Origin of the sequence: Arenivirga flava (assembly GCF_030161575.1) — a bacterium.
GTDB classification, from domain to species: domain Bacteria; phylum Actinomycetota; class Actinomycetes; order Actinomycetales; family Microbacteriaceae; genus Arenivirga; species Arenivirga flava.
Map to the genome: position 1 here is coordinate 2,164,635 of NZ_BSUL01000001.1, position 22,066 is coordinate 2,186,700.

Here is a 22,066-nt window from a genome sequence, read left to right on the forward strand (position 1 = left end):
GGCGCGGCGGCGCGGAGGGTGCCCCCGAGTGCCAGCGGCTCCGAGGGATGCGGGCGGGTGCTCCGCCAGCCACCCCAGCGCGGCCGCAGCGATCACGAGGCGTCTTCCCATGTCGAGACGGTCGCATCCGGGCCCCGCCGACGTCGCCATCCGGCAGAGTGGGATGAGCGGATGCGCGCATCCGCCGACCGCGTCGCCATCGCTGCCGCCGCATCACCGAACCCCACCCCCGGAGGAAGCCATGACCGCCGTCAGCGACCGCCGCGCCAAGACCGACGCGCCCATCCACGACCTGCTCGCCGAGCGCTGGAGCCCCCGCTCCTTCGACCCGCGCGGCGAGGTCGACGAGACCCAGCTCGCCTCGCTGCTCGAGGCCGCCCGCTGGGCGCCGTCGTGGATGAACACGCAGCCCCGCCGCTTCATCGTCGCCCGGCGCGGCACCGCCGAGTTCGACGCGATCGTCGAGCGTCTGGCGCCCTTCAACGCGACCTGGGCCGCTCAGGCTCCGGTGCTCGTCGTCACCGTCGCGGAGCTGCGCGACGCGGACGGCGAGGACGTGGCCGCGCCCGACTACGACCTCGGCCAGGCTGTCGCGCACCTGACCGTGCAGGCGCACGCGCTCGGTCTGCACGTGCGCCAGATGGGCGGCATCGACGGCCCCGCGCTCGCGGAGCGCTTCGGGGTGCCGGACCGGTTCCGCGTCACCACGGTCGTGGCGATCGGCCGCTACGCCTCGGCGGAGGTCGACGTCGACCCGAGCCTGCGCGACCGCGACGCCGCAGCGCGTTCGCGCAAGCCGCTCGCCGAGCTGGTGAACCCGAGCGACTGGAGCTGACGGGAACCGGGCTACGCTGCCCGGGGGAGCCGCCGGAGCACGAGCGGGGAAGGCACGATCATGAGCACCACCATCGCCATCGCGGATGCGCTGCGTCCGGCACTCGTCGCGACGGAGCGCGCGCATCTGCTCGCGCTCGCCGAGCAGGAGCTCGTCGATCGCGACGCCGCGCGAGAGGCGCTGCGCGACCCTGCTACCACGGCGGGGCTGCTCGAGGGCGATCTCGTCGAGGCCGGCATCGCCGAGGCTGCGCTGCGGATCAGTGTGCGCAACCACCTGGCGGGTCTCAAGGAGGCGTTCCTGGCAGCCCGCACGGCGCTGATCGAGCGCGCGGCGCCCGAACGGGCTCGGCAGGTCGAGCTCGGCGGCGAGGCGGTGAACCTGGCCGACCTCCTGCTCGCCCACGAGCGCGTGCTCGCCCGGCACACCCAGCGCATCGGCGACCTCATGGGTCGCCTCAACCTCTCCCCCGCCGGCGACGGCCTGCCGAAGGCGGCGCGCGACCGCATCGGCGGCCTGCTCGGCTTCGCCAGAGCGGATGCGAGCGGTCGCGACGCGCTGACCGCCCGCGACCACCTCGCCGAGCTCGCGCATCTGCACGCCGGCACCGCGTCGTCGCTCGCACGCATCCACGGCGAGCTGAGTAGCCTCGGCGGCCGGATCTCCGTCGCCGAGGCACCGGTCGATCTCGCCGCCGCCGCGGCCGATGCCCTCGGGGCCGCGCTCGCGCTCGAGGCTGCCGGCGGCGAGCCGCTGCCGCAGGCCGAGCAGTCCTGGGCGATCGGGGCCCGCGTGATCGTCGCCCTCCGCGCGCTCGGCGACGCCCTCCACGGGGCGAGCCTCCCCTCCTCCGCAGGTGCATCGGACGCGGTCTCGCAGGACGCCGCCGAATCGGTCGCCATCGACGAAGTGCGCCAGCACCGCGAGCTGCTCAACGCGCTCGGGCTGCAGCTGGCGGATGCGTCGCTGGAGCTCGAGGAGGGTGTGGAGACGCTGCTCGCGCGCTGATCCACGCCCCAATCCGGGGCTGCGCGCCGGGTTCCCGCAAGCCGGGGCCCGCGGACTGGATACAGTGCGTTGCAGTGCAGTGCGAGAGGCGCTCGAACGACGAGCCACGCTGCGCGCTGGCGGCGGAGGGGGCACGGAGCATGTCGGAGCCCTCCTTGTGGACCCCGCTCCGCGCCAGCCAGCTGTTCCTGCGTCTGCAGCTCCCCTTCCTGCTCGGCGTGCTCTTCTTCAGCGCGGCGGTGGCCCTGACGGCCGAGGTCGAGCACACGGCGCTGCTGATCGCCGGCGCTGCCGTCACCGTCGTCGCCTCGGCTCTGTTCCTGGTGCGCGGTGCCGGATGGGCCGCATCCGCGTGGATCGTGGTCATCCCCATCCTCGACATCGTGGCCGTCGCGTTCGCCCGCGCCGCGATGCTGCCGTACCTGCCCACCATCGGGTTGCTCTGCCTGTTCCCCTTCGCGTGGATCGCGTACCGGTTCCGCTGGCCGGGTCTGCTCCTCGTGCTCGCCGGCAGCGCGTTCATCTCGGCGCTGCCCTTCGTGGTCGGCGCGGCCCCGGTGTCCTCGGGCCTGGCCGTGCTCAATCTCGTGGCGCTGCCGCTGCTCGCCACGGGGATCTCGCTCGGCATCCATCTCGGCTCCGTCAGCTATCAGCGCAGCCAGGAGGCGGTGAACCGCAGCCGACTCGAGGCGTCGGCGGCGCTGGCCCGCTCGCGAGACGGCGAGCTGCTGCTGCGCTCGCTGCTGGACACGGTGAGCGGAGCCGTGGCGTTCTTCGACGCGGATGGACGCCCGTCGATCGCGAATGCAGCCGCCGAGCAGTGGGGACGTCGGGCCGGGCTGCACGAGCCCGATCGCGGCTCGAGCGCACGCGTGCTCGCCGCCGACAAGGCGACCCCCGTGCCGTTCGAGCAGCGCGTGGTGCCGAAGGCCCTGCGTGGCGAGACGGTCGCCAATCAGCTCGAGTGGATCGGCGAGCCCGGCGACATGATCGCCCTCATGGCGACGTCCCGCCGCATCCTCCGCGAGGACGGAGCCCTGCTGGGCACGGTCGTCGCGGCCTACGACGTCACCGAGCTGGCCGAGGCCGTGGAGGTGCGGGAGCAGTTCCTCGCGACGGTGTCGCACGAGCTGCGCACGCCGTTGACCTCGATCATGGGCTACACCGAGTACGTCACCGACGAGCTCGGCGATCGGGCCGGCGAGCTGGGCGTCGAGCGGGCGCTCGCGACGATCAGCCGGAACACCGAGAAGCTGCTCGACCGGGTCTCGCAGCTGCTCTCGGCGGCGGACAAGAACTTCGATGTGCGCCTCCTGCCGATCGACCTGGTGCCGGTGCTGCAGGCCTCGTTCGACTCGCTGCGCGTCATCGCCGCGAACTCGGGCGTGGAGCTCATCGCGGACCTGCCGGAGGAGCTGCCGGTGGACGCGGACGGACCGCGGCTCGCGCAGGCCGTCGAGAACCTGCTGACCAACGCGATCAAGTTCACCCCCGCCCTGGGCACCGTCCGCCTCGGGGCTGCCGTCGACGGCACCGAGACCGTCATCACCGTCTCCGACACCGGCGTCGGCATGAGCGGCGAGGAGCAGCGGCGCGCCTTCGACCGCTTCTACCGCTCCCGGGGTGCGCGCGACACCTCCGTGCAGGGCATCGGCGTGGGGCTCGCCATCGTCAAGCAGATCGTCGATGCGCACTGCGGGCACGTCGAGGTGCGCAGCGTGCCCGGCGAGGGCACCGAGTTCACCCTGCGCCTGCCGTCGCGCCAGCTGTGAGGCCGCACCCGGGGCACCGCGCTCGGCGCAGGATCGGGGCATGAGCGAACAGCACGTCACCGTCGTCGGCGCCGGACTCGCGGGGCTCGCCTGCGCGAGGTCCCTGCACGACGCCGGCATCCCCGTGCGGGTGCTCGACCGGGGCCGGGTGCCCGGCGGGCGCCTCGCGAGCCGCAGGCTGGACGATCGCCCGGTCGACCTGGGCGCCTCCTACCTCACCGCCGAGCCTGGCACGCGCTTCGCGGCGGTCGTCGACGACTGGGTGGCCCGCGGGCTCACCCGCCCGTGGACCGACACGTTCCGGGTGGCGGACGACGAGCGGATGCACGACGCCGCATCCGGTCCCATCCGCTACGCCGCCCCCGCGGGACTGCGATCGCTCGCGGTCGACCTGGCCGAGGGCCTGGACGTGCGCCAGCAGGTGGTGCTGGACGCGCTGCCCGAGGACAGCACGACGGTGCTGGCGATGCCGGACCCGCAGGCGCGCCGGCTGCTGCCGGGCACGCATCCGCTGCTCGACCTGCTGCACGATGCGGACGCCTGGGCGCCCGTGATCGCGGTCGCGCTGCGCTGGGACGGACGCCGCTGGCCCGCCGATCTGCACGGCGTCTTCGTGAACGACTCCCCCGACCTCGGCTTCATCGCCGACGACGGCGACCGCCGCGGCGACGGCGCCCCCGTGCTCGTCGCCCACACGACGCCCGAGCTCGCGAAGCGGCACCTCGACGACCCCGACGGCGCGGTGCCGACCGTGGTCGCCGCCGTGCGCCGCATCCTCGACATCGACGCGCAGCCAACTTCGACGTACGCGCACCGGTGGACCTTCGCGCGACCGACTGCGCCGCACGACGAGCCCTTCGCGCTCGCCGGCACGGTCGGCATCGCCGGCGACGCCTGGGGCGGCAAGGCCTCGTCGAGCGCGGCCTGGACCTCGGGCGACGCCCTGGGCCGCACGCTCGCGGAGCGCTGAACGGGACGAGCGGATGCGCGTTCGGGTCGCATCCGCCCGTCCCTTCCCTGCTCCCCGCCTCAGCCGCGCAGCACGAGGGTGCAGCACTTCACGCTGCCGCCGCCCTTGAGCAGCTCGTCGAGCTCGATCGGCACGGGCTCGAAGCCGCGCTCGGCGAGCTGCTCCGCCCATCCCCTCGCCGCCGCCGGGTGGAAGACCCGCAGCCCGTCGCTCACAGAGTTGAGGGCGAACAGCGCCGCCTCGTCGGGGGCGACGAGGATCGCATCCGGGTAGAGCCGCTCCAGGACGGCCCGCGAGGCGTCGTCGAAGGCCTCGGGCAGGTAGGCGATCTCGCCGCGCTCCTCGTCGAGCACGGTGAGCGCGATGTCGAGGTGGTAGTAGCAGGGGTCGACGAGGCGCAGCGAGACGAGCTCGACGCCCGTCGCCTCGGCGAGCTCGGCGTGCGCCGCCGGGTCGGTGCGGAAGCCGTGCCCGGCCAGCACCCGTCCGCCCACCGCGAGCAGGTCGCCCTCGCCCTCGTTCACCTCGCGCGCGACCACCACCCGCGCCCCGGCCTCGCGCTGCCAGCGCTCGTGCAGCGCCGACTCCCCCACGCGCTCGGCGTGCGCGAAGCGAGCCGTGTAGAAGAGGCCGCCGACGCTCGTGCCGCCGTTCGCGGCGTAGACCATGTCGGGCAGCCCCTCCCCCGGTTCGAGCAGGTGCACCTCGTGGCCGGCGGCCCTGTAGGCGGCGACCAGCGCCTCCCACTGCGCCACGGCACGGGCGGTGTCGACCGGCACGGTGGCGTCCATCCACACGTTGATCTCGTAGGCGACCTCGAAGCGCTCCGGGCGCACCATGAGGAATCGACGGGGCCGCGCGCGGCGGGTCGCAGGGGGCGTGGATGCGGGGGCGAGGGAGGTCATGCCTCAAGCCTGGACGCATGCTTACGGCGCATGGTCTCGCGCTGCGCACGATTCCTGCGCCTCAGCCGCCATCGCGGCGTACCGTTGCGTCATGGACGATCTGGACCGCAGCATCCTCGACCACCTGCGCGAGGACGCCAGGACGAGCTTCGACCGCATCGGCGAGGCGATCGGCCTCTCGGCGAGCGCCGTCAAGCGGCGGGTGGACCGGATGAAGACGAGCGGCGTCATCCGCCGCTTCACCATCGACGTCGACCCGGCGCTCGACGAGCGCGGCACGGAGGCCTACGTCGAGCTGTTCTGCCGCGGCACCGTGGCGCCGGGGGAGCTGCGGCGGGCGCTCGCCGGCATCCCGGAGGTCGTCGACGCCGGCACGATCACGGGGGAGGCGGACGCGATCGTCCGCATCCGCTCCCGCGACGTGCCCAGCCTGGAGCAGGCGCTGGAGCGCATCCGCCTGACCCCGAACGTCGAGCGCACCCGCAGCGCGGTGCTGCTGACGCGGCTCGTCGAGCGGGGGTGAGTCGGAGGGTCCTCGCGTCTGCGAGAGATCGACGGCACGAGCCCGGGCGAGCGAACGGCTGTGGGGCCGCCCCTGGGAGTCGGATGCCTTCGCGTCGGTGGCCCGAGCCGAGCGAACGTCAGGAGAGCCGGGGCCTCGCCACGAGCTGTCGCATCACCGGCGTCTGTGATGCAACGTCGGCGAGGTGGTTGCGACACAGCGTCACGGGAATCGCATCCTCAGCGATCTCAGAGCCTCGCAAAGGGTTCGACGGCATGGCGTCGGAACGTTCCGCAAGCCAGCGGTTCCGGGGCACGAGGTCTCGGCATCTACGAGATCGGCTATCGTCGATCGGACGCCCAGATTGCGTTGCATCAATCCCAGTCTCTCGGGCCTGAGGGGTGACACACGAATACGCACCCTTCCCATCGGTGAATGGCTGATCAAGCGGGATGGTCCGCCGGAGAAGCCAGATCGGTCAGCAGGAGTTGGAAGGCAGGCCGGGGAGCGAACGACCGCCTACGTCGGACACCCCCACGGCCAGACTGACCGGCTGATCGAGGTCATCGTCGCGGGAGCCTGACCCGGTTTCCCGGACACCTTAGTTGAGGCGATGATCGTCTCGGAAGGAGTCCGTGAGATGCCTGCTGCCCACCCGCCGGAGTTCCGGCGTCGAGCCCTGGATCTGGTGGCCCAGGGCAATCCTGTCGGCCAGACGGCGCGTGATCTCGGGATCAGCGAGTCGTGTCTGCGGAACTGAATGAACCGCGACGCGGTCGATTCTGGCCGCAAGGCCGGCGTGATGTCGGATGAGCATAAGGAGCTCGTCGAGCTGCGCCGCCGGAACCGGGTGCTCGAGATGGAGATCGAGATCCTCAAGCGCGCGTCGGCGTACTTCGCGAGAGAGAACGTGCTCCCAAAATAGGGTTCCGGCTGGTCCAGGAGCTCGCCGCGGACGGTGTCCCCGTCGCGGTGGCCTGCCGGTTCTTGAACGTCTCGAGGTCTGGCTACTACGAGTGGATCGCTCGACCACCATCGCCGCGCGCGGTCGCGGACGCGGCGCTGACCGCGACGATCCGTCGGATCCACGCCGACTCGCGGGAGACCTATGGGGCTCCGCGGGTGCTCGCTGAGCTCCGGCTCGGGCTCGGTGTTCACGTCGGCCGGAAGCGCGTCGCGCGGCTGGTGCGGCTGGGCGGGCTGGCCGGCGTCTCGCATCGCCGGAAGCGGCGAGGTTGGAAGCCGGACACCGCGACGCACGAGGATCTCGTGAAGCGGCATTTCCGAGCTGACGCGCCGAACCGGCTGTGGTTCTGCGACATCACACAGCACCGCGCGAGAGACGGGTGGGTCTACTGCGCCGCCGTGATCGACGCATACTCACGGCGGATCGTGGGCTGGTCGATCAGCGACCGGATCACCGCGGAGATCGTCGTCGACGCGCTCGAGATGGCCCGCTGGCGGCGCCGCCCCGAGCCCGGAACCGTCGTTCACGCGGACCGAGGAGCGCAATACACCAGCTGGCTCTTCGGGCACCGGCTCCGGCAAGCCGGGCTCCTCGGATCAATGGGCAGAGTCGCCTCCAGCGTCGACAACGCCCTCATCGAGAGCTTCTGGTCAACGATGCAGCGCGAGCTTCTCGACCGCTCCAGCTGGACCTCGAAGACGCAGCTCGCGTCGGCGATGTTCGAGTGGATCGAAGGGTTCTACAACCCCACCCGCCGGCACACCGCACTCGGCAACCTCAGCCCGTGGAGTTCGAACGACTTCATATCCCCGCCGCAACCGCGGCATGATCAACAGGAAGAAACCGTCCGGGTAACCGGGGCAGGCTCCTCCACCGCACCCTCGCTGACGGCTGGGCCTACGCGAAGCTCTATCCCTCAGAAACAGCACGGCGAGAAGCACTCCCCAGCTGGCTGCACTTCTACAATCACCACAGGCACCACTCCGCAATCGGAGGCCCACCCATCAGCAGAATCGCCAACAACCTCCCTGGACATCACACCTAGGGGTCACTGCTCTGTGCAGCAAACCCTTCCTCCACTGACGTCTCGTGTGGAAGATTGAGGCCCGGAGCCCTACACGTCATCGGCGTTCACTCGGCGGCCGTGATGAACGCTGACAGTCGCGCCCACATCTCCAGCGGGTTCGAGTACATCGGGAAGTGGCCGCTCATCGATATCTCGGTGACGTCGACGCCGGCATCCCGAAGAGCGGGCAGGTAGCTGAGGGTGGCGTTCTGGTCGCCGTGCATCAGCATGCGTGGTGCGGCGATCGCGAGGAAGTCGTCGAGCAGGGGTGCGTGGTCACTGAGCTCGACCATGGACTCGAAGATCGGCCGGACCACTTCGGCGCGCACCTTCGCGGGGAGACCAGCGGTGTAGAGGGCGCTGGCGGCATAGCGGGAGCGGGCAACGCGGTCGCGGAACTCGGTGAGGAAGTGGGTCGCGTCAGCGTGATCGTGGTCGATGATCTGGCGTGACAGGAAGCAATCCTCGGGCGCTAGATTCCCTTCGATACTGACGATGCTGGCGACGAGGTCGGGTCGCGCGGTCGCCAGGCGTAGCGCGGTGAGACCACCCATCGAATGCCCGACGAGATGCACGCGCTTCATGTCGAGGTCGTCCATCAACGCCTGGGCGATATCGACGAGGAAGGGGATGTCGACGCGGTCGGGGTGGTCGATGGTCGAGCGTCCGCAGCCGGGTGCGTCGTAGGCGAGCACGGGATGTGCCGCGAGCGCGGGGTGCAGAACGATGTCGGCGTAGTCCTCTTTCGTGGAGCCGAAGCCATGGAGGAAGACAATGGGGGTGGCGGCGCCGGCGCGCTCGAGCGTGGCGATCGTCGTCGCAGTTCCGGCGATCCGGAGCTGCCGCTGCGAGATGTTCACGGGTGCGGGAATCATGCGGGCTTCATCAGATCGGTGAGAACCGCGGTGCGCAGGCGTGCAATGGCGGTATCGAGAGTGTCGTCGTCGACGCCGAAGCACAGCCGGATATGGCTGGGTGCGTTGAAGGCCTCACCGGGGACGACGGCGACGCCGTGGTCGAGGAAACGAGCCGCAAGCGGCGCCGACTCATTCCAGCCGTGGTGGTCGAGGATTCCGCGGATGTGCGGGAAAGCGAACATGCCTCCGTCAGGGGAGGGGCAGGTGACGCCTGGCAGGTCGTCGAGGGCCGCGACAAGTCGGTCGCGGCGTGCGCGGTAGGTGTCTCGCGCCTGGCGGGGGCCTGCGGTGTCGGCGAGCGCGATGATGGCGGCGTGCTGCAGTGCAGCGGGCACGTTGGTAACCGTCGCGGCGAGGCGGTCGCGTGCGTAGGTCGCTATCTGAGTGGGCGCTGCGAGCCAGCCCACGCGCCAGCCGGTCATCGCGTGTTCCTTCGAGACGCTGTCGACGACGATAGTGCGGCTACGCAGCGTGGGTTCGTCCAGCACGTGCGGGACGGTGCCGGCGAAGGCGAGCGCGCCGTAGACGTCGTCGCTGATGATCCAGGCGTCGTGGTCGATGGCCCACTCGCGCTGTGCCTCGATGGTGCCCGCGCCGAGGACGGCGCCGGTGGGGTTGGCGGGGCTGGCAATGATGATCGCGCGGGTGCGTGCGGTGGTGACTGCTTCGACGGCGCTGATTGGGAGGCGCAGCTTATCGTCGGCCGCGGCGATCACGGGCGCGGCTCCGGCAGCTCGAACCGCGGCGGCGTGGCCTGGCCACCCTGGTGCGATGACGATCACCTCGTCGTCGTTACCGGCGATCGCCGCGACGGCGAGTGCAAGCGCGTGCTTTGCACCGAAGGTGACGAGCACTTCGTCGACGCTCCATGGGGTGGCGCCCGGCAGCTGCCGAGCGATCGCTTCGCGGAGCTCGGTGGTACCGGCGGCGGGCGCGTAGCGATGGGTGGCGGGGTCGGCGATCGCCTGTTGCGCCGCTGCGACGATCGCATGACGAGTCGGGAATTGCGGCTCGCCAGCGGTGAGAGCGACGATGTCGGCACCGTTCGCGCGCAGACGACGGACCTGTGCGTCGATAGCGAAGATGGGGTTCTCAGCCACGGTCCCCCCGGTACGGGGCGCCGAAGCCGTAGAGGTCGAGGGTTCGCTCTCCGGCACGCAGACGAGCGAAGTACTCCTGCTCCTGCGCGACGCGCGCGTCGGCAGCGTCGAGGACAGCAGGCACGGTGGCGGTAGGCAGGGCGACGGCGCCGTCGTCGTCGCCGACGATCAGGTCGCCCTCGCTGACCACGACGCCGCCGACGGTGACGGCTCGGCCGAGCACACCGGGGAAGTCCTTGCGGGTGCCTCGGATCGCCGCGGAGCGCGCGAACACGGGGAAGCCGAGCTGCTGGATTTCCGAGGTGTCGCGGATGCCGCCGTCGATGAGCAGTCCGGCGATGCCTCGCTGCTGCGCGGCGACCGTGAGCACCTCGCCCCAGTGTCCGTACGCAGCGCCGCCAGCATCGACCACGAGCACGGAACCCCGTGGCGCCGCGGCGACGGCGAGGTGCAGCGCGAGGTTGTCGCCGCCGGCGCCCTGGACGGGGAACGCCGGACCGATCAGGCGCGCACCTTGCCAGGTCGCGCGTATGGCGGGGTCGATGTCGATGGCAGCCTTCGCCGCTTCGACAAGCGTGGCGGACGAGTACCCGCGGGCCGGATCCGGCATCAGCATTCCTTCGTCTGCAAGCTGTGGTAGCCGTGTCGGGCTCGCGCCTCCCGCAGCGTACCGCCGTTCGCGACGTCCGCGACGATGCGGTCCTCGACGTGCTCGATCCGCTCCGCGAGCTCGCGCACTTCGCTCCATCGGCTGGCGGGTACGACGACGACGCCGTCGTCATCGCCGACGAGCACGTCACCGGGGTGGATGGTGACGCCGTCGATGCGCAGTGGCGTCTGCGTCGCGGCCAGCCGCACCCGGTCCTTGCCGGTGCGCATGAACCGTCCGGCGGACCAGACCGGGTAGGCGAGCTCAGCGGCGACCGCGGTGTCGCGGCAGACGCCGTGGATGACCGTCGCCGCGATCTGCCGCGTCGACGCCAGCCGCGTCATGATCCCGCCCCACACGGTGCAGTCGGTGCGGCCGTCGTTGTCGATGAGCACGACGCTGCCGGCGACGATGTCGTCGAGGAAATCGCCGACCGTGCCGCCGTGCTCGTCGACCGGCTCGTAGCGCGCGGTGAACACCGGCCCATGGGCGCGCTGACCCGGAGCCAATGCGCCGATGCCGCGCAGCGATCCGGGCAGGCCCAGCCGGTCGAGCGCATCCGACAGCGATGCCGTCGGCGGCACGATGACGGCGCTCATCGCTCGACTCCAGCAAGGCGTGCGTCGTGCATCGCCTCATGCAGGGGCGCCCCGCGACGGATTTCGTCGGCGATCGCCCGCTCGCGAGCCACGACGGCCTCCGCGGCGGCGAGGACTTCGTCAACGCGCGCGGCCGGCACCACGACGAAGCCGGTGTCGTCGTGGAAGACCACGTCGCCCTCGTGAACGGTCCGTCCCAGCAGGCGCGCCGGCTCGCCGCTGGAGCGCTGCCGCAGCCGTCCGCGAGCGGTCGCCGGTACCGCGCCGCGTGCATAGACCGGAAGGCCGAGCTGCCGACTCTCCTCGACGTCGCGGCAGGCACCGTCGATGAGCACTCCCCGCACACCGCGGCTCACCGCACCCAGTGCGAGGATCCCTCCCCAGGTTGACACGTCCAGCCGGCCGCCATTGTCGATCACCAGCACGTCCTGATCGTTGGCGCGATCGACCACGTCGGTGAGGATGTGGGCCCCCGCAGCACCACCCGTGTACGGCTCCATCACCGCAGTCACGGCGTAGCCGATCACGGGCGCCGCGGCCGTCGCCAACGGTAGCCCCGCGACGCCAGAGGGCAGGCCGAACTGGTCGAGCGCATCGCTCACCGCGGCGGTGTCGAGCTTCGCGAACCGTTCGCGCAGTACGGAGTCAGTGCCCATGACATCCAGTCAACGGATGTTCCTTCATATCCGGAAGGTTGAATATCGTCTTCTATCAAGACGTGAGGAGTATCGATGTTCGATCTGCGGTTGCTGCGGTACTTCGTCGCGGTCGCCGAGGAGCTGCATTTCGGACGGGCAGCGGCACGTCTCCAGATGTCGCAGCCGCCCCTGTCGCAGGCGATTCGTGCACTCGAGCTCGACATCGGAGCCATACTGATCAATCGATCCTCGCGACGTGTGGAGCTCACACCCGTCGGTCGCGTGTTCCTCAACGAGTGCCGGGATCTGCTCGAGCACGCCGACCGCGTCGCCGCATCCGCTCGGCACGCAGACGCTGGTGCGAGCACGCTCATGCGTATCGGCACTGTCGCCTCGGCCCTGACCTGGCCGCTGCCGGGAGTGCTTGCTCTACTGCGTGAGCGTGCACCCGATGTCAGAGCGGTGCTGCGCGAGATCGACACGCACGAGGCGATCCGTCTGCTCGAAGCAGGGCGCATCGACGTCGCGTTCGCCCGACTCGCTGCACCCGTACGCGGGATCCGCCAGGAACCCTTGGTGAGCGAACCCTTTCAGGTGCTGCTGCCGCAGACGCATCCGGCAGCGTCTGAGAACGGCCCGATTGCGCTGGCCAATCTCGCAAACGACGATTGGGTCTGGCTCGATCGGGAGGTCTCGCCGGACTACCACGACGAGATGTCGGCGGTGTGCCGCGCAAACGGACTCAGCCCGCGCGCCACGCATCGAGCGCGATCAATTGCCTCACAGATCGCGATGGTCCAGTGCGGGGTCGGCGTGACCGTGCTGCCGAAGTCCTGGGCAGCCGAGGCGAGCGAGGGCGTCACCGCACGTAGCCTCACGACTCATCACCTCGCTGTGTCACTCTCGGTCTCCACTCGCGTTCAGATGAACCGCGCCGAGCAGCTACTCGTCGACCTCGCCCGCGAGGTCACCGCGGACTAATCGCGAGCACCACCCGCTCGCGTACTAGCAAGAGCTGCAGGCCGATGAGTGCCGGTCTCGATTGCCTATCGTCGCGAGGGAGCACGACACATGCGCGGGGCACTCATCGACCTCTGGACTGCATGTCGAGATAGCCTGAGCCCACCCTGTTGTGGCGAGCCATCGGGGAACGAGGCAGGAGCAGCTATGCGCGTGGTGGTGCGTGCTGCGACTCCCGCCGACGTTCCGATGATCGCTGCTTTGCTCACGTCCTCGTTGTCGGATGATCCGTTCTTCCGCCCGCTCCTCCCGGAGGGGCCGCAGCGGTTGACCGGTGCGGTGCGGTTCTTCGCCGCCTATGCGCTGACACACCTGGGCCGCGATCGTGCTCTCGACGTCGCCTGCGCAGACGATGGCCGGGTCCTGGGTGTTGCTGCATGGACGTATCGGCCCGAGGGACGCAGCAGCCTCGCGTCGCGTCAGACCGGCCGCTCAGTTCACTACGTGCGCGCGATCGGAGTGCGGAAGATTTTGCGCGCGCTGCGACTGCGGCAAGAGATCGAGCACCGCCGGCCCTTCGGCACACACTGGTGGCTGTCGGCCATCGCCGTTGACGAAAGCGCCCGCCGTCTCGGCGTGGGCTCGGCTCTCCTGACGCACCGACTTGCTCTGATTGATGCGGCACACGAAGCGGCCTACGTCGAAGCGACCAGCGACACCGCGGTCGCTCTGTGCGAGTGCTTCCGGTTCCTCCCGCAGGCCACCCAAGGCGGCAACGCGGGCTACCCGATGCAAGCTATGAGCCGCGAACCGACCAGGCCCATGCATCGCTACGACTGAACAGCAGCGCCACCCTCCAGCCGCGCTCCTCGAGCCAGCTGCGCGCGGGCCGCACAAACAGTTCGGCCGAACCGCTACGGCCACACCCTTGACCTGACGAATCAGGAGCAACGTGAACACCGAGCACAGCGCCGACGCGGCGCCGAGTATCGGCGGCGCCCACAAGCGGGACGAAGCAGTTGTGGCCGGCCTACTGGCCCGAGCCGAACTTGCAGACCCATTCTTCGAGGGAACAGCCCGCTCGGAAAAACAGCTTGTGCGGTTCTTCATCGCGTATCTCAAAACGCATCCCCGCCAGGAGTTCCGAATCCACGTCGCCCGCGACAGCGGCGACACCCCGATCGGGGTCGCGCTGTGGCGACACCAGGAGGTCGGACGCGACTCCGCCGTGTTCGGCCAGCTGCCCTACCTCGCCCGAGCCGCCTCAAGCCTCGGTCTCGCGAATCTGGTCCGCGCCCTGCGCCTACAGAAGGAGTTCGAGCGCTTCCGCCCGCTGGAACCGCATTGGTACCTGGCCTACATCGCCATCGCAGAGCATGCGCGACACTCCTCCATCGGAACAGCTTTGCTCCAGCACCAGCTCGACCATCTCGACGCCACAACGCAGTTCGCCTACCTCGAGGCGCGCAACGCCGACCAGGTGCGATTCTTCCAACGCTTCGGCTTCTCCCCGGGCGGGAAGATACCCGGCCTGGCCGGACGGCACTACACCGGCATGTTCCGCACACCACGCCGCCGCATGCGCTGAGCACAACAGGAAACAAGCGATCCGCGTGCACCAGCGACCGTCCCGCAAATGACTCAGAGTGCAGGCGCCACCGGCGTGTACGGATGACCATGGGCTATCGCACAGCAGCTGACACCTGTCGCCACCGCCCTCGCTAGATCTCGATAACTCGTGTGTCAGAGCGGAACGGCTTTTGTGCGACAGCCATGCGCTGCGGCGAGGTCCTTGAGCTCGCCAGCAACTCGAACGAGGCCTGAACGGATCAAGCCGGGCGCCACTCTTCGAGGAATGCCGCTACGGTCTTGCGCTCGAGATCTAGTTCGACCTGCCCGAGCAGATGGTGCGGATTACCGACATCAGCAGGGGTTCGGATGACCTCGGCACCCGTATCGAGCCGACTCACTACGAGGTCGTAGACCGTCACAGAGAAGGACCCTCCGAGCGCAGCGTCGAGCGCGAAACGTGCGGCGGCGAAACGCTTCGGACGCAGCTCGGCGCGTAGGTGATCGCCAGCAACCTCGCCATGCTCCATGGTCGTCATCTCAAGAAGCAGCCTTTCTGTCGGGCTCGCGTAAGCCTGCGGATTGGTTCTTGACTCGTTAACAACCTCGATCGTCAGACAGTGGCCGTGAGCAGCTGGGAGACGACCATAACGAGGGAGTTGTTCACTACATGAACAACTACTCCTGGCCAGTCCCCTGGACTTCTGCGCTCATTCGCCAATTTCGACTCTTCAGCGGTCTCAGCACCCATCACAGCTCAGACGCCGCCTGCTTGTTGTGCAGCAGGCGCCGCTGTCGGACACAGGTGGTGGGGTGTACGTCCCGGTTGCAGCCAGGAATGCACACCCCACCAGGCTCGCGCGGCAGGTCGCCGCTACGCCTTTCGCTGCGTGATCGCGCGCTGGCTACAAGCGGATCTGTCGGGTCCGGTTGACCTGCAGCGCGGCGACGACGTACCCGGACCCTCCGAGGACGGCGAGCACGCCAATCGAGGCCGGGGCGGGGAGCAGCAGGGTCGCGCCGGCGAGTAGGACGAGGAACGTGCCGAGGACATAGTGGATCGTGTCTCTGCGGGCCGCCCCCTCGGCAATGGAGATGAGGCCGACGACGAGGGCGGATCCGGCCGGCCACAGGGCGCTCTGCAGCGAGGGGTCAATCGAGTTCGCCGAGAGCCCGGTGATCGCGAAGAACAGGCCCGTGAATCCCGTGATCCATGCGAGACCGAGCAGCTTGGCGGGGCGGGCCTCGAACGCGGTGAGGCCGTGTTGCGCCCGGGTCGCCGCGATGATGGCAAATGCCGTCCCGCCAAGGATGCCGGCGACCAGCGCAATGACCGGGATCCACGGGGGAATGCCGAGGACGGGCTTTGCGCCGATGGTGAGAGCGGTGCCGCCGTGTCCGAGCAAATAGGAGGCGGCGAAGGCCAGGTATGCCGGCCTGTTGTCGATGTTGGATGCGGCGACGGTTCGGTGCGTGGTCGCGGGTGCGGTGAGGGTGGTGAGCATGATGCTGCTTCCTGATCAGGTGCGGGGCGTGGACGGAGTGAGGATGACCTTGCCGGCGACGGTGCGGCTCTCGGCGAGGGTGAGCGCTGCGCTCGCCTGGTCGAGTGGCATGGTCGCCGCGATCAGCGGGCGGAGCTCGCCGCGGGCCAGTGCGGCGCAGACAGCGGTGAATGCGGACGCCTGGCGGGCTCGGAAGCCTCGCGGGTCGCGCTTCTTGCCGGCCCAGAAGTTGAAGAAGCTCGCGCGGCGCCCGTTGGGCAGCGCGTTCCAGATTGCAAGAGCGCCGAAGAGCTTGAGTACCGGCAGCTGCGAGCTGCCGGCCACGTTCTTTGTCGAAGCCGTACCGTAGGACACGAGTGCCCCGCCGCGGCGCAGCAGCGACCAGGACGTGCGCACGCCGCGGCCGCCGACGTGGTCGAAGACCGCGTCCAGCCCACCCGGGGCGTGTGCACGCACGGCGTCAGCGAGCGCTGCACCTTCGAGCGCCGCGAGAGGCGCGGCGCCGAGCTCGCGTAACAGACCATGGTGTCGCACAGCAGCCGTGCCGATCACCTCGATGCCGGATCGAACGGCGAGCTGGACGAGGGTGGAGCCGACTCCTCCGTTGGCGCCGAGCACGAGGATCCGCCCACCGGGCCGGACTCGCGCGACCTCGTGGAGCATCCGCCAGGCGGTGATGCCGTTCACGACGGCGGCCTCGACCGAAACCGGGTCGAGTCCGTCGGGCACCTCGAGCAGATCGGCGGCTGCGACCTCGACGCGATCAGCCCATGCTCCGGTCTTAGTCACAGCTGCGAAACGCCGACCGATCAGTTCGGTCGCGACGCCCGCGCCGACCTCGCTTACGACACCGACGAGGTCGTACCCAGGCACGAACGGGAAGGGAGGCTGGTCGTAATACTTGCCGCGACGCATCTGCTGCTCCGCGAAGGAGATTCCGGTTGCCTCCATCGTCAGCACCACGTGCCCCTCCCCCGCAGCCCGGAGTTGCTGCGCGCGTAGAAGCATCCCCTCCGGCTCAACTGCCGCGGGCAGGACCACCTCCACCGCCACGTCCGACCCGATTGATTCCATGTACATCTCCACCGCCTAACAGTTGTTTGCTTACGAATGTCACCATACACATTCGGCTAACGGCTGTAAAGTTGTGGAATGACGATCACCGAAGACCAGCCGAAGCGAGCACGGAACGCGCGCGGCGAAGGCACAAAATTGCGGCAGGAGATCCTCGAGGCGACCGAGTCCCTGCTGGAGACGCTGCCGGTCGAGAAAGTCACGCTGCGAGGCATTGCCCGCGAGGCCGGCGTGGCTGCCCCGTCGATCTACCGGCACTTCTCGGACCTCGATGCGATCTTGCGTGCGCTCGTGGTCGTTGCTTTCGACGATCTCACCGCCGAGCTCTCACGAGCACAGTCCGGCACCCGCCCGAGCTCTCGCTTACGCCAGTCCTGCGCGGCGTATCTGGCGTTCGCCGAGAGTCAGCCTCAGCGGTACCGACTCCTCTTCGGCGGGGTTTGGAATGCCGCCGAGGCGGCGCCGGCGTCACCTGAGGAGTACGCCGCACGACGGGAGATCGGCATGAATGCGCTCGGCGTCATCGCTACGACGCTCGCCGAGTGCGTCGAAGCCGGAGAATCGACGAGCCCAGACCCGAGCGCCGATGCAACGGCACTGTGGGTGGCGATGCACGGCCTCGCTGAGCTGCGCCGCACGACGCCGATGTTCCCATGGCCCGAGGCGCTGGACGATCGGCTGATCGACACCGTCGCACGTCTGCGATGACCACGCCGGCCGACGCGGAAAGGCCCAGCCCCGAGAACCGGGCCGGGCCTTCCTTCACGCGTTTGCTGCTCGCGAGTCAGCTTCTTCGTCTTACGTGCCGGGCGTGTACTCAGCCGGGAGCCCCGACTGGCGCAGCAGGTCGGCGAGGTTGTAGGTATCGGTGTTCCGCTCGATCAGCCCGCCATCGAGCTCCATGTGCGTCGTCGCCGGCACCGAGAACGCCGACGGCGCTCCGCGCATGTGCGCCGAGAAAGTCCAGCTAATCGCGATCCCCTCCGCGGACGCGATGACGTCGTGCACTTCCGCGTCAGCATCAGCGAAACCCTGGTGGGTGAGCTGCACCCACTGAGCGACCTGCTCCTGGCCCACCTGCTCAGCACTGAAGGCGTTGTCGACGTACACACCGTCCTCAGTGAACAGCTCTGCCATCCCCTCGGCGTCACCGCTCTCCCACGCTGCGACCCACTGGGAGACGAGCTCCTCAACGGCCACCTCGGGCTGAGCACTCGATGCCGGCGGAGGCGACGTGCTGACCTGCGACGAGCAGGCCGTCAACACCGCAGCGGAGGCAAGGACGGTTGCTGCGGCGATGAGACGGCGATAACGGCGGTTGTGCATGATGGGCTCCTTGGAAGGTGAGCGTGAGCGATCGCTAACGCGTGTATGGATACACGCGTTAGCATAGCTCACGGTCGCGGCCTGTCTGCAACCGGCGCGGTTCTCTACCGCAACGCTTCCTTCACCTGCTCGAAGATCACGCGGGACTGCGCGGCATAGACGGCCTTCGCGATACGCAGTGACAGCGCACCTGCGAACCCCCTAGAGCGGACAGCTTTCACCGCCCAGCTCACGGTGATGCGCAGTCGGGTTCCGCTTCCGGCCGGCTGAGCCGCGAATGTGATCGTCCGAGCGTTCGGATCTTCTGCGTCGGGGTAGGAGATACGCCAGCCTTGACGCCCTTTTTCGCTGTAGCGCTCGATGACCTGCCGACGCCGCTCTTCAGGCACGTCGACCGTTTGCCCTCCTGGCGCCTCGGTTCGAGTTGTGCTTTCGATGAGTCCGTCGCGTTCGGTGACCTCGCCCGTCCACGGCTCCCATTGGGCGATGGCGTCGGGCCGGGCGAGCAACGAGCGCACCGCGGCCGCCGGCATCGGGACGTGCACCTCCTTCGTCGACTCGACGATGCGGTGGGCAGGATCGGTTTTCGACACGGTTACTCCTTCTTGGTGCGGCGATGTACTCGACTTGATCGAGTCCAGCGGCCTCTCGGTGATCGGGTGCTCAGAGAGTTGAGGCGACCGGGGTGCGGGATCGAACCGCAGCGGGTATCTCGGGCGGGGGTCAGACGCTTGAGACGAGATGAATTGCGAGCCATGACCCCACGGCAGAGATCGACGTCCAGAGCACGATGGCGATGGCCTGCCAGAGCAGCACCCAGGAGCGGCGAGAGCCCGTCGCGGCGAGGAGTGCCGCGGTGAATTGGGTCGGCATCGCAAGCGGCCCAAGGATGCTCGCGCCGGGCACACCGAACCGCTCGAGATTCCGGCGCGCACGCGACTGACCCTTCGACACGCGTCGAGGCTGCGCGGAGTCCTCCTCCGCAGCAGCATCAACGCGTCCCGAGCGAGTCGCTCGCTTGGCCGCTTGACGTGCGCCGATCCAGAGGCGGAAGCGGTCCCCGAGTAACACGATCGCCAATACGCAGAGGAAGTTGCCGACCACGGCGGCGAATCCGGCCAGAACGGGATGCAGGCCACCAACCACCCCCAGCATCGCGCCGACTTCGCCCTCGAGGAACGGAACAATCGCCGTCAAGGCGATAACCAGCGGTTGAACCGGATCCGGCACGGACGCGACGAGTTCTCGGAACCCTTCGATCAGTGAAGCGATGGGGTTCACGAGACGCTTCGCGAACGCAGCAGGAAACTACTCCTTTTCCTCATCGTTTCTTCCCCCAATCCGTTCAGCTGATGACGAAGATGACGGAGACGGCTTCGTAGATGGCTCCGATGACGAGCAGCGCGATGATCGGCAGGTAGAGCTTCAGTGTCGACTTCACGCCCCCGACGTAGCCCGCTCGACGGCTCGTCAGCCCGTAACGCCGGGGCTGCAGGAACATCCGTCCTTGCACCCAAGCAGCGAACGCCACGAGCACGTAGGCGGCGCCTTCGATGAGCAGCGTCACCCAGTGCACGAGGAACGACGCGTCCTCCTGACCGATAGGCGTGAACAGCACCCCCAGCTGAGACCTCGGAGCATCGTGACCACGACGCCGAGGAATGGGATGACCAACGACGGGAGCGTGGTCTGCAGCAGCGAAGCCGTGACGAGGTTCACCCCCAAGGTCACGAGGGCTGCGATTGCGACATTGCCGCTGCGGTAAGCGTCGGCGATCACGGTACCGAGCCCGGACGCGGACGCATCGCCCTGCAGGGCGCCAAGGCTACCCAGCCGCAGCTCGGGGACGATCACCGTGGCGAGGATGCCGATGCCGAACATCGCCACGTACGCGAGGTTCAGCACGATGAAGGCTTTGCGGCGCTCCTGGATGATCGCGAACGCGCTGCGCAGAACTGACATGAAAGTGCTCCTTGGAACCGTCTCGAGATGCGCCGCAGCGTGCGACGATGTAGTACAACGTACCGGTACGTTGTACTAACCGCAACCGCATCGTCCCTGGGCGGTTGCTCGATCACTGAGGAGCGACGTGGACAAGACGACGAAGAGATGGGCCGGCGTGCTTGCCGCGGCGGCGGCGGCGATGCTGGCGGCGTGTTCGACGCCTGCACCGAAGCCGTCGAATACCCCCAATGATGATGCGTTGGCGTCGTACTACCAGCAAGATCTCGAGTTCGGTCCCTGCGACGACTTCGCGCTGACGGATGCGGAGCGCGCGACCTATGAGATGGCGGCGGCGATCATCGAGTGCGGCCGTCTCGACGTGCCCGTCGATTACGACCGGCCCGAGGCCGAGAGCGCGTCGATCGCGGTCTTGCGAGTGCCGGCGCAGGGCAGTGAGCGCATCGGCTCGTTGGTGCTCAACCCGGGCGGGCCCGGCCAGGGCGGAGCCAGCTACGCGACCCTGGTCGCGGGCATCCTCGCGCAATCGGAGAGCCCGGTTCTGCAGCACTTCGACATCGTGGGCTTCGACCCGCGCGGGGTGGGAGCGAGCACGCCGGCGATCGACTGCTTCACCGACGAGCAGCGCGACGCGGACGACGACCTCACCATGCCGACCCTCCTGCCCTCGGGCAACGATTGGACGGACGAGTCCGCGCAGGAGTTCGCCGACGCTTGCGCGGAGCGCTCCGGCGGCGATGCGATGCTCGCCAACCTCGGCACCCGTGACGTCGCTCGTGACATGGACGTGCTGCGCGCCGCGCTCGGCGACGAGCAGCTCACCTACGCGGGTTGGAGCTACGGCACCCGACTGGGAGCGGTGTACGCCGAGATGTTCCCCGAGAACGTGCGCGCGATGGCCCTGGACGGCGTGATGAACCCGATCCAGAACACCTTCGACCGCTCAGTCGACCAGGCCCGCGGATTCCAGAGCAGCTTCGACAAGATGGCCAAGTGGTGTGCAGAGGAGACCGACGCGTGCCCGCTCGGCACCGACCCCACGGTCGCATCTGCAGCCTTCCAGCAGATCCTCGTTCCCTTGAAGGACGCGCCGGTCCCTGCCGGTGACGGCCGCACGCTCGACTATGACGGTGCGCTGCTCGGCACGGTCGCGGCCCTGTACTCGTCCATCAATTTCCCGACCCTCGTCAACGGGCTCACTGAGATCCAGCAAGGTCGCGGCGATGTGTTGCTGACGTTGCGCAATACCTTCTCGCAGCGCAACCCCGACGGCTCCTACAACGGTTTCCTCGAGGCGCTCATGGCGATCAACTGCATCGACGAGGACCGACACGACGCCCAGCGCGAGACGCAGCTGCGCGAGGCGGTCGCGGAAGTCGCGCCCGCCTTTGACGACGGCGACGTGGTCTCCGCCACCAGCCCCTGCGCCGCGTGGCCCGGCAGCTCAGAGCTCGGCTTCCCCTACGCCGACGAGGTCGACACCGACTCGCTCGCAGACCTGCTCATCGTGTCGGTCACCGGCGACCCCGCTACGCCCCACGACGGCGCGATCCAGCTTGCTGAGCAGCTCGCCAGCCCGCTGCTGACCGTGAATGGCGAGCAGCACGGCGCCATGTTCGTCGGCGGCAGCGCATGTGTCGACGAGATCGTCAGCGACTATCTTGTGGACTTGACCCCGCCGCCCTCGGACGCCAACTGCTCACTTTAGGCCGGTCGCGCGCGAAATCGCGGACGAGCGCCGA

Annotated in this window: 25 protein-coding genes and 2 pseudogenes; 13 read left to right on the top strand and 14 right to left on the bottom strand. The window is 68.9% G+C overall.

What is annotated here, in order from left to right; genetic code table 11:
* Positions 1–241 precede the first annotated feature (241 nt).
* The 4 genes from QQK26_RS10295 (at position 242) to QQK26_RS10310 (ending at position 4,585) form a co-directional block, all read left to right on the top strand.
* Positions 242–835 carry a nitroreductase family protein gene (locus QQK26_RS10295; RefSeq protein ID WP_284232396.1) on the top strand — a complete coding sequence of 198 codons (594 nt, stop codon included), beginning with the start codon at positions 242–244 and terminating at the stop codon, positions 833–835.
* A gap of 60 nt (positions 836–895) precedes the next feature.
* Complete coding sequence (locus QQK26_RS10300) at positions 896–1,843, top strand: hypothetical protein (protein ID WP_284232398.1); 948 nt, start codon at positions 896–898, stop codon at positions 1,841–1,843.
* A 140-nt stretch (positions 1,844–1,983) separates the two neighbouring features.
* On the top strand, positions 1,984–3,615 hold the full coding sequence (locus QQK26_RS10305) for a sensor histidine kinase (RefSeq protein WP_284232400.1): 1,632 nt from the start codon (positions 1,984–1,986) through the stop codon (positions 3,613–3,615).
* Between the two features lie 40 nt (positions 3,616–3,655).
* Complete coding sequence (locus QQK26_RS10310) at positions 3,656–4,585, top strand: NAD(P)/FAD-dependent oxidoreductase (protein ID WP_284232402.1); 930 nt, start codon at positions 3,656–3,658, stop codon at positions 4,583–4,585.
* A gap of 59 nt (positions 4,586–4,644) precedes the next feature.
* Here QQK26_RS10310 and ddaH read toward each other — a convergent pair whose 3' ends face one another.
* Positions 4,645–5,490: a dimethylargininase gene (ddaH, locus tag QQK26_RS10315; RefSeq protein WP_284232406.1), complete on the bottom strand. Its 846-nt coding sequence runs from the start codon at positions 5,488–5,490 to the stop codon at positions 4,645–4,647.
* Positions 5,491–5,581: 91 nt separating this feature from the next.
* Between ddaH and QQK26_RS10320 the strand changes: the two genes are divergently transcribed.
* From QQK26_RS10320 to QQK26_RS10335, 4 genes and pseudogenes are all read left to right on the top strand, one after another.
* On the top strand, positions 5,582–6,013 hold the full coding sequence (locus QQK26_RS10320; RefSeq protein ID WP_284232408.1) for an Lrp/AsnC family transcriptional regulator: 432 nt from the start codon (positions 5,582–5,584) through the stop codon (positions 6,011–6,013).
* Positions 6,014–6,752: 739 nt separating this feature from the next.
* Positions 6,753–6,917: a hypothetical protein gene (locus QQK26_RS10325; RefSeq protein ID WP_284232410.1), complete on the top strand. Its 165-nt coding sequence runs from the start codon at positions 6,753–6,755 to the stop codon at positions 6,915–6,917.
* 8 nt (positions 6,918–6,925) lie between these two features.
* A pseudogene (locus QQK26_RS10330) lies at positions 6,926–7,732 on the top strand (IS3 family transposase); the annotation flags it as partial.
* Between the two features lie 71 nt (positions 7,733–7,803).
* Positions 7,804–8,004: pseudogene (locus QQK26_RS10335) on the top strand (integrase core domain-containing protein); the annotation flags it as partial.
* Positions 8,005–8,090: 86 nt separating this feature from the next.
* On the opposite strand, the gene QQK26_RS10340 reads toward QQK26_RS10335, so the two are convergent.
* Genes QQK26_RS10340 through QQK26_RS10360 form a run of 5 tightly spaced genes read right to left on the bottom strand, consistent with a single transcriptional unit; the run spans position 8,091 to position 11,946 of the window.
* Complete coding sequence (locus QQK26_RS10340) at positions 8,091–8,885, bottom strand: alpha/beta fold hydrolase (protein WP_284232412.1); 795 nt, start codon at positions 8,883–8,885, stop codon at positions 8,091–8,093.
* 11 nt (positions 8,886–8,896) lie between these two features.
* Entirely contained in the window at positions 8,897–10,042 is a 1,146-nt protein-coding gene (locus tag QQK26_RS10345; protein ID WP_284232414.1) for a pyridoxal phosphate-dependent aminotransferase, read from the bottom strand.
* On the bottom strand, positions 10,035–10,652 hold the full coding sequence (locus QQK26_RS10350; RefSeq protein WP_284232416.1) for an RraA family protein: 618 nt from the start codon (positions 10,650–10,652) through the stop codon (positions 10,035–10,037). The genes QQK26_RS10345 and QQK26_RS10350 overlap by 8 nt, the downstream gene beginning before the upstream one ends.
* A complete protein-coding gene (locus tag QQK26_RS10355) occupies positions 10,652–11,290 on the bottom strand; it encodes an RraA family protein (protein ID WP_284232418.1) in 639 nt (212 codons plus the stop codon). The genes QQK26_RS10350 and QQK26_RS10355 overlap by 1 nt, the downstream gene beginning before the upstream one ends.
* The gene (locus tag QQK26_RS10360; RefSeq protein ID WP_284232420.1) at positions 11,287–11,946 is read right to left on the bottom strand and encodes an RraA family protein; all 660 of its coding nucleotides are present in this window, start codon (positions 11,944–11,946) and stop codon (positions 11,287–11,289) included. Before QQK26_RS10360 ends, QQK26_RS10355 begins: the two co-directional genes overlap by 4 nt.
* Positions 11,947–12,021: 75 nt before the next feature.
* Between QQK26_RS10360 and QQK26_RS10365 the strand changes: the two genes are divergently transcribed.
* The 3 genes from QQK26_RS10365 (at position 12,022) to QQK26_RS10375 (ending at position 14,476) form a co-directional block, all read left to right on the top strand.
* Entirely contained in the window at positions 12,022–12,909 is an 888-nt protein-coding gene (locus QQK26_RS10365) for a LysR substrate-binding domain-containing protein (protein WP_284232422.1), read from the top strand.
* A 186-nt stretch (positions 12,910–13,095) separates the two neighbouring features.
* On the top strand, positions 13,096–13,728 hold the full coding sequence (locus QQK26_RS10370; RefSeq protein ID WP_284232424.1) for a GNAT family N-acetyltransferase: 633 nt from the start codon (positions 13,096–13,098) through the stop codon (positions 13,726–13,728).
* Between the two features lie 112 nt (positions 13,729–13,840).
* Positions 13,841–14,476 (top strand): GNAT family N-acetyltransferase, encoded by a 636-nt coding sequence (locus QQK26_RS10375; RefSeq protein WP_284232426.1) that lies wholly within the window; start codon positions 13,841–13,843, stop codon positions 14,474–14,476.
* Positions 14,477–14,717: 241 nt separating this feature from the next.
* Here the strand turns inward: QQK26_RS10375 and QQK26_RS10380 are convergent, their stop codons facing one another.
* The 3 genes from QQK26_RS10380 to QQK26_RS10390 form a co-directional block, all read right to left on the bottom strand.
* Positions 14,718–14,996 (bottom strand): hypothetical protein, encoded by a 279-nt coding sequence (locus QQK26_RS10380; RefSeq protein ID WP_284232428.1) that lies wholly within the window; start codon positions 14,994–14,996, stop codon positions 14,718–14,720.
* A 366-nt stretch (positions 14,997–15,362) separates the two neighbouring features.
* Positions 15,363–15,962, bottom strand: a complete 600-nt coding sequence (locus QQK26_RS10385) for a hypothetical protein (protein WP_284232430.1) — start codon at positions 15,960–15,962, stop codon at positions 15,363–15,365.
* A 15-nt stretch (positions 15,963–15,977) separates the two neighbouring features.
* Positions 15,978–17,042: a medium chain dehydrogenase/reductase family protein gene (locus tag QQK26_RS10390; RefSeq protein ID WP_284234555.1), complete on the bottom strand. Its 1,065-nt coding sequence runs from the start codon at positions 17,040–17,042 to the stop codon at positions 15,978–15,980.
* A gap of 72 nt (positions 17,043–17,114) precedes the next feature.
* Between QQK26_RS10390 and QQK26_RS10395 the strand changes: the two genes are divergently transcribed.
* Positions 17,115–17,744 carry a TetR/AcrR family transcriptional regulator gene (locus tag QQK26_RS10395; RefSeq protein ID WP_284232432.1) on the top strand — a complete coding sequence of 210 codons (630 nt, stop codon included), beginning with the start codon at positions 17,115–17,117 and terminating at the stop codon, positions 17,742–17,744.
* A 90-nt stretch (positions 17,745–17,834) separates the two neighbouring features.
* On the opposite strand, the gene QQK26_RS10400 is transcribed toward QQK26_RS10395, so the two are convergent.
* The 5 genes from QQK26_RS10400 to QQK26_RS10420 form a co-directional block, all read right to left on the bottom strand.
* Positions 17,835–18,362, bottom strand: coding sequence for an SgcJ/EcaC family oxidoreductase (locus QQK26_RS10400; protein ID WP_284232434.1), 528 nt, complete (start codon positions 18,360–18,362; stop codon positions 17,835–17,837).
* A 104-nt stretch (positions 18,363–18,466) separates the two neighbouring features.
* On the bottom strand, positions 18,467–18,955 hold the full coding sequence (locus tag QQK26_RS10405) for an SRPBCC family protein (protein WP_284232436.1): 489 nt from the start codon (positions 18,953–18,955) through the stop codon (positions 18,467–18,469).
* Between the two features lie 130 nt (positions 18,956–19,085).
* Positions 19,086–19,643, bottom strand: a complete 558-nt coding sequence (locus QQK26_RS10410; RefSeq protein ID WP_284232437.1) for a small multidrug efflux protein — start codon at positions 19,641–19,643, stop codon at positions 19,086–19,088.
* Positions 19,644–19,707: 64 nt separating this feature from the next.
* A complete protein-coding gene (locus QQK26_RS10415; protein ID WP_284232440.1) occupies positions 19,708–19,929 on the bottom strand; it encodes a hypothetical protein in 222 nt (73 codons plus the stop codon).
* Positions 19,926–20,324, bottom strand: coding sequence for a hypothetical protein (locus tag QQK26_RS10420; RefSeq protein WP_284232443.1), 399 nt, complete (start codon positions 20,322–20,324; stop codon positions 19,926–19,928). Before QQK26_RS10420 ends, QQK26_RS10415 begins: the two co-directional genes overlap by 4 nt.
* A 127-nt stretch (positions 20,325–20,451) precedes the next feature.
* On the opposite strand from QQK26_RS10420, the gene QQK26_RS10425 reads away from it, so the two are divergent.
* Positions 20,452–22,032, top strand: coding sequence for an alpha/beta hydrolase (locus QQK26_RS10425; protein WP_284232445.1), 1,581 nt, complete (start codon positions 20,452–20,454; stop codon positions 22,030–22,032).
* Positions 22,033–22,066 lie beyond the last annotated feature (34 nt).